Source organism: Roseateles sp. (assembly GCF_039929605.1).
Lineage (GTDB): Bacteria > Pseudomonadota > Gammaproteobacteria > Burkholderiales > Burkholderiaceae_C > Pelomonas.
The window spans coordinates 17,758-28,984 of sequence record NZ_JBDSQX010000064.1; the positions used below are offsets into that span (position 1 = coordinate 17,758).

Below are 11,227 nucleotides of genomic sequence, written 5' to 3' on the forward strand. Positions count from 1 at the left end.
GATCAGGTGTTGTTCTTCTCGATCGAGCTCTTGATGACGGCGTCGGTGATATCGGTGGTCGTGGTCCAGATCACGGCATCGCCAACGATGTTGGTCGGCGTGAAGACGATGGTCTTGTTCAATGTGCCCGTGCCGATGTCATTCAACTTGAGGGTGATCACGCCGTCCGTCACGGAGGTAATGGCGCTGACTTCCTTGGTGGCCTTGAAAGCGCTGGCGTCGGGAATGCCGTTGGTGTTGCTGCTGCAACCGGTGGCGACGCCGCCCTTTTCCTGGATGCACAGGGCCACGGCGGTCTTGTAGCCGTCAGCCACCGTGATGGCGTTCGCCGTCTTGGCGCGGGTCGTGTACGTGCGGTATTGCGGCAGAGCCACAGCAGCCAAGATGCCGATGATGGCCACGACGATCATCAGTTCGATCAGGGTGAAGCCCTTTTGGGCGCGTGCTTTCAGTTGCATGTTCAGTACTCCAGCGAGTGTTTGGTGGGAAGGCAGACCCCATGAATGCAGGGGCCGTGCCAGCTTGGCAGGCCTGGCAGGGCGTGCGAAAGCGCACGTTTGACGGGCTTGGCGGCCTTGTTCTGACAAAAAACGTCACTCTGGCCTGACGAGTTCTGTCAGTCACCGCTGAAAGGGCAAGAAACGTCAGCCAAGAAAAACGGCGCCGAGGCGCCGTTTGCAGGTTCAAGTGTCGAGCGCCTACAGCGCCATTTCCTGCCCGGCTTGCAACGCGCTGATGCGGTGCGGGCTGATCAGCGCCTGCACGCCGGCCATGACGGCATCGGCCTCGCCGGGCTTGATGTGGGTGATGCGTACGTCGACGCTGCCGCCCAGCTGGCTGAGTTCTCGGCCGAGGTCGGTGGGGCACAGATGCTGGCTGATATGGGCGAGTTCGGCCTCGTCGTCGCTGAAGGCGGTTTCGATGACGAGGTGGGACAGACGCAGCTGGGCCAGCCGCTGCCACAGCGCGGGGTTGGGGCCCGTGTCGCCGGTGAAGACCCAGTGGGCATGGCCGCTGGCCTCGCCGCCGTCAACCGCAAAGCCGACCGCCGGCACCGTGTGGACGGCGGGCAGCACTTCGATGAGGCGGCCGCCGAGCTCCAGGCGGTCGCCGATCTGGAAGGGATGCAGGCTCAGGACCGGGGCCTCGCGGCTGGGCAGGCGCGTGAAGTCGGGCCAGATGGCGCCGTTGAAGATGTGCTTCTGCAGCGTGGCCAGCGTCTCCGGCAGAGCGTGGACCTGAATGGGTGGCCGGCCGGCGGCCACGCGCAGGCGCAGCACGGCATCGGCCAACAGCGGGATGCCCAGCACATGGTCCAGATGGGAGTGGCTGAGCAGGATGTGGTCGATGGCTGCCAGGGCGTCCAGTGGCAGGTCGCCTACGCCGGTGCCAGCGTCGATGAGCACATCGTCGTCCAGCAGGAAGGCGGTGGTCTTGTAGCCGGCGGCGATGGCGCCGGAGCAGCCCAGGACGCGGATGTTCATGCGATGCATTGGCTCGGTGTCAGGGCCTCGCACGACGCGAGGTGGAGCCAAGAATGTACGCAGCGGACCGGTGTCGGTGGCGGTCGGATTACCGAGTTGGGGGTATCCCAATCGTGAGGAAGTCACAGCAGCCGCGTGGCCGGCTGCTCATGCGGCGGGCCCCGGCAATCCGGGCCTGGCCGGATTGCCGGGGCGAGGCGGTTCAGCCTTGGATGAACTGCATCTGCGTGCCGGCCAGCTCGATGAGATCGCCGCTGCGCAGTGCGATCGATTCACCCGTCAATGGGATGCCGTTGACGCTGGGGCGCTGGGCGCCCTCGACGTGGGCGAAGACGTAGCCGGTGGGGCGCTTGGTAATGGAAGCCACCTGCACGCCGGGCTTGCCCAGCGTCGTGACGACCTTGGTCAGCGCCACTTCCCGGCCGGCGGCGGCGCCGGTCAGCACCTTGATGGATGCTGGGCCGATGACGGGGGCGCTGCCGAGACCGCCAAACGAGGAGCCCAGTCCGCCCAGGGCCGGCACTGCCGAACCGGGCTTGAGGATCATGGTCTTCTCGTAGTCGTTGCCGTCATTGAACAAGAACTTGATCTTGTACTTGCCGATCTCGACGGTATCGTGGTCGGCCAGCAGCTGCTTCTTGATGGCCTTGCCGTTGATGTAGGTGCCGTTGGTGGAATTGAGGTCTTCAATGAAGACATCGTTGCCGACCATCTGCAGCACAGCGTGCTCGCCGGAGACGGCGAGGTTGTCGATGACGATGTCGTTGTAGGGCCGCCGACCGAGTGTGGTCTTGTCCTTGGTGATCTGTACCTCTTTGATCACGACACCGTCGAGCGAAACCACAAGTTTGCCCATGAATGACCTCAAGTTCTGTTGTTCGTGCCGTGACTCTTAGGCGAGGACTCAGTTGCCGCCACGTCGCCCGAAGGGCCACCAGCCCCGGCCTTCGGTACGTTGGCGGCTCTCTGCGCGGGCCAGGATGAGCGCGATGTTATCGCGACCGCCGCTGTCATTGGCCGCGTTGATCAGGGCCTGCGCAGCCTCGGGTAGGGCCGGGTTGCCATTGAGCAGGTTGGCAATGCTGTCGTCGTCGAGCATGTCGGAGAGTCCGTCGGAGCAAAGCAGGTAGGTGTCACCGGCCTGGATTTCATGCAGGTGCAGCTCCATCAATACCGTGTCCTCCACGCCGACGGCGCGCGTGACGAGGTTCTTGTTGCTGGAGAAGGCGGCTTCTTCCACGGTCAGCAGGCCGGCGTCGATCTGTTCCTGCAGCAGGGAATGGTCGCGCGTGATCTGCATGAGGCGGCCAGCGCGCAGGCGGTAGGCGCGCGAGTCGCCTACATGGCCGAGCAGCAGGCCTTCGGGGCGGAAGACGCCGAGCACCAGCGTTGTGCCCATGCCGGCATAGCGCGGGTTGGTGTTTGCGGCGTTGAAGATGGCGCGGTTGGCGTTGTCGACGCAGATGTCCATCGCGCGCTTGACCTCACCGGCCCGGCCTTCGCGGCCGGCGTCCTTTAGCCAGCGGCCGAGTTCGCTGTTGACGAAGCCGGTCAGCATCTGGCTGGCCACTTCGCCGGCGTTGTAACCGCCCATGCCGTCGGCCAGCACGGCAAGGCCGGCTGCCTCATCAAGGGCAACCGAGTCTTCGTTGTTGTCGCGCGCGCGGCCCACGTCAGTGGCGCTGAAGAACTCCAGGATCATGAGGCTTGAGGTGGCTCGTGGGGCTCAGCAGGGGAGAGACGATTCTGCCCTGCTTCCTCGGGCGTCAATCGCAGTGTTTGTGCGAAGGCGGCATCGAGGGACTTGACGGGCTCCGGCGCCAGCGGCTCGCTCTGCAGGTCCATGATGAGGACGGCTTCGAGGTCGCGCGCCATCTGCTCGCCGGAGGGGTAGCGCAGCTCGGGGCGCTTCTCCTGCGAGACGGCCAGCACCAGCGCGAGGGACTCGGGCAGGCCGGGGCGGTGGATGCGAACGTCGGGCGGCGGCTGGGTGGCGATCTGCTGCATCAGCCGCGCCATGGAGTCGCTCTGGTGCGGCAGCGAGCCGGTGAGCAACTGGTAGAGCAGCACGCCCAGGGAGTAGAGGTCGCTGCGGCCGTCCACCGTCAGGCCGGACAGCTGCTCGGGCGACATGAAGGAGGGCGTGCCGAGCACGAGGCCGGTGCGAGTGCGGCTGCCGTCGCCGACGCGGGCGATGCCGAAGTCCATCAGCTTGAGGCCGCCGTTGACGCGGTCCAGCATGACGTTGGCCGGCTTGATGTCGCGGTGAATAATGCCCTGACTGTGCGCATAGTGCAGTGCGCGCGCCAAGCGCACGCCAATCTGCACCACTTCGCGCACCGGCAGCAGCTGGCCGGCCTTGGTGAAGAGGCTGAGGTCCCAGCCCAGCACGTAGTCCAGCGCGAGCCAGGCGTCGCCGCCGTCCTGCCCGGCGTCGACGACCTGCAGGATGTCCGGGTGTTCCAGGGCTCGCGCCGCACTGGCTTCGCGCATAAAGCGCTCGCGCACATCGGCCAGGTCTTCGGCGGAGAACTCGCGGCTCAGCGCCAGGCGCTTAACGGCGACCTGGCGGCCGGTGGAGCGCTGCGTGGCTTTGTAGACGATGGCCATCGCGCCGCGGCCGATCTCTGCGCCGAGTTCGAAATCGTGCAGATCGGGGGGCGGTGAAGCGTGAGGCAAGGGCGCGGAAGATGCCTGCTTGTGCTGCACGGTGGGCAGCGCGGCGGGTTCGCCCGGTGGCGCTTGCCCGCCCTCTGACAACCGGCCGACGAGGCGCTGCCAAAAGCCGCCCGCCTTGCCGGGATCGCCGGGTTTGCTGCCACTTGCCATGCGAACGATCTTAGGTCGCCTCGCGCTTGCCGCGGCGCGCGAGAGCAAGACCGACCATGACGACGAAGATGGCGCAGCTGATGCTGACGGCGTAGTCCATGCCATGCATGTGCGTTTCGAACCACTCATGCACGGCCATATCCGTCGTCGCCATCTCGCCGGCGACGAAGCCCAGCAGCGCGGCACCGAGCGTGATGATGGCCGGGAAACGCTCCATCAACTTCAGCAGAAGCGTGCTGCCGAAGATGATCAGCGGAATGGACAGCCCCAGGCCGATGATGAGCAGCGGCAAACGCAGGGGTTCGGGCGCGCTGTTGGCGGCGGCGGCCACGGCGATGACGTTGTCCAGGCTCATGACCAGATCGGCGATGAGGATGGTGCGTACGGCCGTCCACAGGTTGCCGCTGGCGTGGACGTCGGCGTCGTCATCGCTGTCGGCCAGCAACTGGACGCCGATCCACAGCAGCAGCACGGCGCCGATCAGCTTCAGCCACGGCAACTGCAGCAGCTGCACGGCGAACAGCGTCAACACGATGCGCAGCAAGATGGCGGCGCCGCTGCCGAAGACGATGGCCTTTTTCTGCTGGCCCTGCGGCAGATTGCGCGAAGCCAGCGCGATGACGACCGCGTTGTCACCGGACAGCAGGATGTTGACCCAGATGATCTTCAGCAGCGCGATGAGAAAAGCGGCGTTGAACAAGTCCATGGCGTGGCGTGGCGCTGCAGTAGGCAAAAAAAAGCCGCCGGTCAAACCCGGCGGCTGTTGTGGGGTTCGAGGCCCGATTACAGCAGGGCTTTCAGCAGCTTGGCCATTTCGGACGGATTGCGCGTGATCGTGAAGCCGCACTCTTCCATGATGGCGAGCTTGGCATCGGCCGTGTCAGCGCCGCCGGAGATCAGCGCGCCGGCATGGCCCATGCGCTTGCCGGGGGGCGCAGTCACGCCAGCGATGAAACCGACGATGGGCTTCTTCATGTTCAGCTTGCACCAGCGAGCGGCTTCCGCCTCGTCGGGGCCGCCGATCTCGCCAATCATGATGACGGCGTCGGTGTCCGGGTCGTCGTTGAAGGCTTGCATCACGTCGATGTGCTTCAGGCCGTTGATCGGGTCGCCGCCGATGCCGACTGCCGACGACTGGCCGAGGCCGATCTCGGTCAGTTGAGCGACGGCTTCATACGTCAGCGTGCCGGAGCGCGAGACCACGCCGATGCGGCCCTTGCGATGGATGTGGCCGGGCATGATGCCAATCTTGATTTCTTCCGGCGTGATCAGGCCCGGGCAGTTGGGGCCGAGCAGCAGCGTCTTCTTGCCGCCGGCCGCTTCCTTGGCCTTCATCTTGTTGCGCACTTCCAGCATGTCCCGGACCGGGATGCCTTCGGTGATGCAGATCGCCAGGTCCAGGTCGGCCTCAACGGCTTCCCAGATCGCGGCGGCAGCGCCAGCGGGCGGCACGTAGATGACGGAGACGGTCGCGCCGGTCTGCGAGGCGGCTTCCTTGACGGTCGCGTAGATCGGGATCTCGCTGAACTTCTCGCCGGCCTTCTTGGGGTTCACGCCCGCGACGAAAGCGTTCTTGCCGTTGGCATAGCCCTGGCAGCCCAGCGTGTGGAACTGACCGGTCTTGCCGGTGATGCCCTGGGTGATGACCTTGGTGTCTTTGTTGATGTAGATGGACATGAGAACTGTTCCTAGTCAGTTGGGGACAGAGCTACTCGCGAGTGCGCTCGGGCGGTCTGTCCCGCAAGGTCTTTAAGCTACGGCAGCAACGATCTTGGTGGCCGCGTCGGCCATCGTGTCGGCCGCAATGATGGGCAGACCGCTCTCGGCCAGCATCTTCTTGCCCAGCTCTTCGTTGGTGCCCTTCATGCGCACAACCAGCGGCACGGACAGATTCACGGCCTTGCAGGCGACGATGACGCCTTCGGCGATGGTGTCGCACTTCATGATGCCGCCGAAGATGTTGACCAGGATGCCCTTCACTTCCGGGTTCTTCAGCATGATCTTGAAGGCCTCGGTGACCTTCTCGGCCGTGGCGCCGCCGCCGACGTCCAGGAAATTGGCCGGCTCGCCGCCGAACAGCTTGATGGTGTCCATCGTCGCCATGGCAAGACCAGCGCCGTTGACGAGGCAGCCGATGTTGCCGTCCAGGCTGATGTAGGCGAGGTCGAACTTGGAAGCTTCGACTTCGGCTGCGTCTTCTTCGTCCAGGTCGCGGTAGGCCACGATCTCGGGGTGGCGGAACAGCGCGTTGGCGTCGAAGTTGAACTTCGCGTCCAGCGCCATCAGGTTGCCCTTGGAGTCGCAGTTCAACGGGTTGATCTCAACCAGCGACGCGTCCGTGTCCATGTAGCACTTGTAGAGCTTGGCGAAGATGTCGACGGCCTGGTCGATGGAAGCGCCGCTCAGGCCGATGGCCGCAGCGATCTTGCGCGACTGCGCTTCGGTCAGGCCGGCCAGCGGGTCGATCATCTCGGTGATGATCTTCTCGGGCGTGGCGTGCGCCACTTCCTCGATGTCCATGCCGCCTTCGCTCGACGCGATGAAGGCGATCTTCTGCGTGCCGCGGTCGGTGACCAGCGAGACGTAGAGCTCCTTGTTGATGTCGGCGCCGTCTTCGATGTACAGGCGGCGCACCTTCTGGCCGGCAGCGCCGGTCTGGTGCGTGATCAGCTGCATGCCGAGGATTTTTTCGGCCAGCGCCTTGACGTCGTCCTGCGTCTTGGCGACCTTGACGCCGCCGCCCTTGCCGCGGCCACCGGCGTGGATCTGAGCCTTGACCACCCAGACCGGCCCGCCCAGCTTCTGAGCGGCCTCGACGGCCTCCTGCACGGTGAAGGCGGGGATGCCGCGCGGCACCGGCACGCCGAACTGGCGCAGGATTTCTTTGCCTTGGTATTCGTGGATTTTCATGGCTGGGTCTTTCGGGTCAGGGAAGTCAGGAATCGGTGGTGGCTGGCTCGGCAGCTTGCTGCCAGCGTGGGTAGAACCGGGCCACGGTCGCGCCGTCGCGGCGCAAGGCGTGACATCGGTCAAGCTGGAACGGCGGGTTGCCGGCGGCATCGCCTTCGCGGGTGTCGATGACGGAGCCCGCCATGGCCTGGATGACGGCCGTCGGCAGGACTTGGCAGAGCTCGGTCAGGTGGGTGCAGCCCTTGGTGCCGCCGAGCCGCTCGACGACAGCTTGCCGGAAGCCCTTCATCAGGTTCAAGCCGACGAGTTGGCCGTAGGCATCGCCGTGTGCGCCGCAGGCTTGCGGGTAGGGCATCCAGAGGGTGTCGGACGAAGCGGCCGTGATCGTCAGCGTCGCGTCGACAGTCAGGCGCAGCTGCATCTCGTGGATCGGGTCGCCGGCCTTTCGGGTCATGCCGGCCAGCGGCACGTCATGCGACTTGGTGTCGATGAGGCTGGCTTCGACGTCGAACAGCCCGTCATCGCGCGCGAAAACCTGCACATCGAGGGCGCGGCGATGCAGCGGGCGGCGCGTGATGGACAGGTGGACGGCGGGCATGTGGCGCGGGAGGCGGGCGGAACATCCCCGGCCGGTGTGCCGGGACGGCGGTTTCAGCGGCTTTCGCGGCTGCTCTGCCGTGAAACCGTGGGCTTGTAACCGGGTGAACCCTCGTTTTGAGGCAGCCGGCAATGTAGCACGGAGGGTGAAAATGACCCCTGCGCGCTCGGGCAAGCGGCCCTTAGGCCCTGAGCAAGCGGTGCACCACTTCGGGGGCAAAACCCCGGGCCAGCAGAAAGCGGGTCTGGCGCGCGCGCTCTTCGACGGTACAGGGCGGTTCTATGCCGAAACGCCTGAGCCAGACCTCGCGGGCGCGATCCAGTTCGGTTTCGCGCAAGACTGCCTTTTGTTCCGCGTCCAGCTTTAGCCCGTGCTGGGCCAATTCCTGCTGAATGCGCTTGGCGCCGAAACGGCTGGCGCGAAAGTGCATCCGCGATTCGATGAAGCGAGTTTCATCCAGGTAGCCGTCGGCAGCAAGCGTGTCAAGCAAGGCCTCGACGGTGACTGCGCCGGGCTCGCTCGCTTCAATGTCGGTGTCGGTGTCGGTGTTTTCAGACGCGAGCTCGCCGCCTGAGCCTGCGTTGCCCTCACCCCGGCCGGCAACCCGCTCGGCGGCGAGGCGCGCGCGCTGCTGCTCGATGCGCAACAGCTTGCGCCGCAACTCGGTGCGGCTGTGCTCGCGCTGGGCCAGCAGGCCGATGGCGCGAGCTTTCAGCGACAGCGGCTTGTGCGGCGCCATGCGGCCGGGAGCGGTTTACTCTGAAGCGGGCGAGCCTGCTAGCAGCGCCACGCCAAGCGATTCGCGGATCTTGTTCTCGATCTCGCGGGCCACGTCGGGGTTCTCGCGCAGGAATTCGCGGGCGTTGTCCTTGCCCTGGCCGATCTTCTCGCCCTGATAGGCGTACCAGGAGCCGGACTTCTCGACGATCTTGGCGACGACGCCCATGTCGACGATCTCGCCCTCCCGGCTGATGCCTTCGCCGTAGAGGATGTCGAACTCGGCGGTCTTGAACGGGGGCGACACCTTGTTCTTGACGACCTTGACCTTGGTCTCTGAGCCGATGACCTCTTCGCCCTTCTTGATCGAGCCGATGCGGCGGATGTCCAGGCGCACGGAGGCGTAGAACTTCAGCGCGTTGCCGCCGGTGGTGGTTTCGGGCGAGCCGAACATGACGCCGATCTTCATGCGGATCTGGTTGATGAAGATGACCATGCAGTTGGCCTTCTTGATCGTGGCGGTGAGCTTGCGCAAGGCCTGGCTCATCAGGCGGGCTTGCAAGCCGGGTAGGCTGTCGCCCATTTCGCCTTCAAGTTCGGCCTTGGGCGTCAACGCCGCAACCGAGTCGATGACGATGAGGTCCACCGAGCCCGAGCGCACCAGCGAGTCGACGATCTCGAGCGCCTGCTCGCCGGTGTCGGGCTGGCTGATCAGCAGTTCCTGCAGGTTGACGCCGAGCTTCTGGGCGTACTGGATGTCGAGCGCGTGCTCGGCGTCGATGAAGGCGCAGGTGCCGGAGAGCTTCTGCATCTCGGCGATGACCTGTAGCGTCAACGTCGTCTTGCCAGAAGATTCGGGGCCGTAGATCTCGACGACACGGCCGCGCGGCAGGCCGCCGACGCCCAAGGCGATGTCCAGGCCCAGGGAGCCGGTGGAGACGACCTGGATGTCTTCTATGACTTCGCCTTCGCCGAGACGCATGATGGAACCCTTGCCGAATTGCTTCTCGATCTGGGCGAGAGCGGCTTGCAGGGCCTTGGCTTTTTCGGTGTTCAGGGCTTTGACGGGGGCGTCCATGCGGGTCTCCAAAGAATGGGCTGAATTATGGGGCAATCTGTATGTTTGTACAGTGGTTTGTCCCCAGGATTGATGAGCATGCTAGGCGTCACGTAGCTCATGGCGTGAGCCAGCGCCTCAACACATAACATCGGCTGCGGAGACATAGACGATGCGCATCCTGATTGCCGAAGATGACCAAGTGCTGGCCGATGGCCTGTTGCGTGCGCTGCGCGCGTCGGGCTATGCGGTGGACCGCGTCAGCAGCGGCACGGAGGCCGATTCCGCGCTGGCGACGCATGAGTTCGATCTGGTGATCCTTGACCTCGGCCTGCCGCGCCTGCATGGGCTGGAGGTGCTGCGCAAGCTGCGCGCGCGCGGCTCGACGATGCCGGTGCTGATCCTGACCGCAGCGGACAGCGTCGAGCAGCGCGTCAAAGGGCTGGACCTGGGCGCGGACGACTACATGGCCAAGCCGTTCTCGCTGCAGGAACTGGAGGCGCGCGTGCGGGCATTGACGCGGCGCGGCCTGGGCACGGCCAGCAGCGTCATCAAGCACGGGCCGCTCACGTTCGACGCGACGGGCCGCGTGGCCTACATCAACGACCAGATGCTGGAGCTGTCGGCGCGGGAGCTGTCGCTGCTGGAGGTGCTGCTGCAGCGCGCGGGGCGGCTGGTCAGCAAGGACCAGCTCGTCGAGCGGCTGTGCGAGTGGGGCGAGGAGGTCTCGAACAACGCCATCGAGGTCTACATCCATCGGCTGCGCAAGAAGATCGAACAGGGGCCGATCCGCATCGCGACGGTTCGTGGCCTGGGCTACTGCCTAGAGAAGATCGCCTCGTAGATGTCGGAAAAGGACGGCGCCAGCCCGCGGCAGCAGGGCTCGTTGTTCGGCGAGATCCTGGACTGGATGCTTGCGCCGCTGCTGCTGATCTGGCCGATCAGCGTGGCGCTGACCTGGCTGGTGGCGCAGGGCATTGCCAGCCGGCCTTACGACCGGGAGCTGGGCGAGATGGCGCGCAGCCTGGGGCAGCAGGTGGCTGCGACCGAGGCGCCGGCGCGCAGCCGCGACCGCTACGCCCTCGCGCCGGAGGCTGCGGCGCTGCTGCGCGTGGATGCCTCGGACACCGTTTTCTACCAGGTGCTCGGCCTGCGCGGCGAGATGCTCAGCGGCGATTCGACGCTGCCGGTGCCGACAGAGGACGGGACCATCGTGCCCTGGGAATTGCACTTCCGTGATGACGAGGTGGGCCCGGAGGCCGTGCGGGTCGCCTACCTCTGGGTGGCGCCCGAGGGCCAGGCGGAGCCCGCGAAGACCATGCTCGTGCAGGTCGCCGAGACGCTGGGCAAGCGCGGCCGGCTGACGAACGAAATCATCAAGGGCGTCATCCTGCCGCAGTTCGTCATCCTGCCGCTGGCGGTTCTGCTGGTCTGGCTGGCACTGGCGCGCGGCATTGCGCCGCTGAACGAACTGCAGCGGCGCATCCGCTCGCGCGAGAGCTCGGACCTGAGCCCCATCGACGAGCAGCGCGTGCCCGACGAGGTGGCGCCGCTGGTGCGTGCGATCAACGATCTGCTGATGCGCCTGGACTTGTCGATGAGCCGGCAGAAGCACTTCCTGGCCGACGCGGC

At 65.5% G+C, this 11,227-nt stretch carries 13 protein-coding genes; 2 read left to right on the forward strand and 11 right to left on the reverse strand.

Annotation, left to right across the window (positions count from 1 at the left end):
- Positions 1 to 2: 2 nt before the first annotated feature.
- The 11 genes from ABIS05_RS08930 to recA all read right to left on the reverse strand — a co-directional run bounded on the left by ABIS05_RS08930 (position 3) and on the right by recA (position 9,616).
- Positions 3 to 458: a prepilin-type N-terminal cleavage/methylation domain-containing protein gene (locus ABIS05_RS08930; protein ID WP_348013038.1), complete on the reverse strand. Its 456-nt coding sequence runs from the start codon at positions 456 to 458 to the stop codon at positions 3 to 5.
- Between the two features lie 240 nt (positions 459 to 698).
- Positions 699 to 1,484 carry a 3',5'-cyclic-nucleotide phosphodiesterase gene (locus ABIS05_RS08935; RefSeq protein ID WP_348013039.1) on the reverse strand — a complete coding sequence of 262 codons (786 nt, stop codon included), beginning with the start codon at positions 1,482 to 1,484 and terminating at the stop codon, positions 699 to 701.
- A gap of 202 nt (positions 1,485 to 1,686) precedes the next feature.
- Positions 1,687 to 2,340, reverse strand: a complete 654-nt coding sequence (locus ABIS05_RS08940) for an FHA domain-containing protein (RefSeq protein WP_348013040.1) — start codon at positions 2,338 to 2,340, stop codon at positions 1,687 to 1,689.
- 48 nt (positions 2,341 to 2,388) lie between these two features.
- Positions 2,389 to 3,186 (reverse strand): Stp1/IreP family PP2C-type Ser/Thr phosphatase, encoded by a 798-nt coding sequence (locus tag ABIS05_RS08945; RefSeq protein ID WP_348013041.1) that lies wholly within the window; start codon positions 3,184 to 3,186, stop codon positions 2,389 to 2,391.
- Positions 3,183 to 4,313, reverse strand: a complete 1,131-nt coding sequence (locus ABIS05_RS08950; protein WP_348013042.1) for a serine/threonine-protein kinase — start codon at positions 4,311 to 4,313, stop codon at positions 3,183 to 3,185. The genes ABIS05_RS08945 and ABIS05_RS08950 overlap by 4 nt, the downstream gene beginning before the upstream one ends.
- Before the next feature lie 10 nt (positions 4,314 to 4,323).
- Entirely contained in the window at positions 4,324 to 5,019 is a 696-nt protein-coding gene (locus tag ABIS05_RS08955; RefSeq protein WP_348013043.1) for a TerC family protein, read from the reverse strand.
- Between the two features lie 77 nt (positions 5,020 to 5,096).
- Positions 5,097 to 5,990, reverse strand: coding sequence for a succinate--CoA ligase subunit alpha (gene sucD / locus ABIS05_RS08960; RefSeq protein ID WP_348013044.1), 894 nt, complete (start codon positions 5,988 to 5,990; stop codon positions 5,097 to 5,099).
- A gap of 72 nt (positions 5,991 to 6,062) precedes the next feature.
- Positions 6,063 to 7,223, reverse strand: coding sequence for an ADP-forming succinate--CoA ligase subunit beta (sucC, locus tag ABIS05_RS08965; protein WP_348013045.1), 1,161 nt, complete (start codon positions 7,221 to 7,223; stop codon positions 6,063 to 6,065).
- Positions 7,224 to 7,248: 25 nt separating this feature from the next.
- Positions 7,249 to 7,821: a DUF2889 domain-containing protein gene (locus ABIS05_RS08970; RefSeq protein WP_348013046.1), complete on the reverse strand. Its 573-nt coding sequence runs from the start codon at positions 7,819 to 7,821 to the stop codon at positions 7,249 to 7,251.
- A 181-nt stretch (positions 7,822 to 8,002) separates the two neighbouring features.
- A complete protein-coding gene (locus ABIS05_RS08975; RefSeq protein WP_348013047.1) occupies positions 8,003 to 8,560 on the reverse strand; it encodes a RecX family transcriptional regulator in 558 nt (185 codons plus the stop codon).
- Between the two features lie 15 nt (positions 8,561 to 8,575).
- Entirely contained in the window at positions 8,576 to 9,616 is a 1,041-nt protein-coding gene (gene recA, locus ABIS05_RS08980) for a recombinase RecA (protein WP_348013048.1), read from the reverse strand.
- Positions 9,617 to 9,767: 151 nt separating this feature from the next.
- Between recA and ABIS05_RS08985 the strand changes: the two genes are divergently transcribed.
- Together ABIS05_RS08985 and ABIS05_RS08990 are read left to right on the forward strand one after the other, a co-directional pair.
- The gene (locus tag ABIS05_RS08985) at positions 9,768 to 10,439 is read left to right on the forward strand and encodes a response regulator transcription factor (protein WP_348013049.1); all 672 of its coding nucleotides are present in this window, start codon (positions 9,768 to 9,770) and stop codon (positions 10,437 to 10,439) included.
- Positions 10,440 to 11,227, forward strand: a 788-nt coding sequence (locus tag ABIS05_RS08990; RefSeq protein WP_348013050.1) for a sensor histidine kinase N-terminal domain-containing protein, incomplete at its 3' end; no start/stop codon positions are given.

Excerpts from the sequence above, each read along its gene's own strand:
- ABIS05_RS08930 (WP_348013038.1), bottom strand. The coding sequence starts at position 458 with ATGCAACTGAAAGCACGCGCCCAAAAGGGCTTCACCCTGATCGAACTG.
- ABIS05_RS08935 (WP_348013039.1), bottom strand. The coding sequence starts at position 1,484 with ATGAACATCCGCGTCCTGGGCTGCTCCGGCGCCATCGCCGCCGGCTAC.
- ABIS05_RS08940 (WP_348013040.1), bottom strand. The coding sequence starts at position 2,340 with ATGGGCAAACTTGTGGTTTCGCTCGACGGTGTCGTGATCAAAGAGGTA.
- ABIS05_RS08945 (WP_348013041.1), bottom strand. The coding sequence starts at position 3,186 with ATGATCCTGGAGTTCTTCAGCGCCACTGACGTGGGCCGCGCGCGCGAC.
- ABIS05_RS08950 (WP_348013042.1), bottom strand. The coding sequence starts at position 4,313 with ATGGCAAGTGGCAGCAAACCCGGCGATCCCGGCAAGGCGGGCGGCTTT.
- ABIS05_RS08955 (WP_348013043.1), bottom strand. The coding sequence starts at position 5,019 with ATGGACTTGTTCAACGCCGCTTTTCTCATCGCGCTGCTGAAGATCATC.
- sucD (WP_348013044.1), bottom strand. The coding sequence starts at position 5,990 with ATGTCCATCTACATCAACAAAGACACCAAGGTCATCACCCAGGGCATC.
- sucC (WP_348013045.1), bottom strand. The coding sequence starts at position 7,223 with ATGAAAATCCACGAATACCAAGGCAAAGAAATCCTGCGCCAGTTCGGC.
- ABIS05_RS08970 (WP_348013046.1), bottom strand. The coding sequence starts at position 7,821 with ATGCCCGCCGTCCACCTGTCCATCACGCGCCGCCCGCTGCATCGCCGC.
- ABIS05_RS08975 (WP_348013047.1), bottom strand. The coding sequence starts at position 8,560 with ATGGCGCCGCACAAGCCGCTGTCGCTGAAAGCTCGCGCCATCGGCCTG.
- recA (WP_348013048.1), bottom strand. The coding sequence starts at position 9,616 with ATGGACGCCCCCGTCAAAGCCCTGAACACCGAAAAAGCCAAGGCCCTG.
- ABIS05_RS08985 (WP_348013049.1), top strand. The coding sequence starts at position 9,768 with ATGCGCATCCTGATTGCCGAAGATGACCAAGTGCTGGCCGATGGCCTG.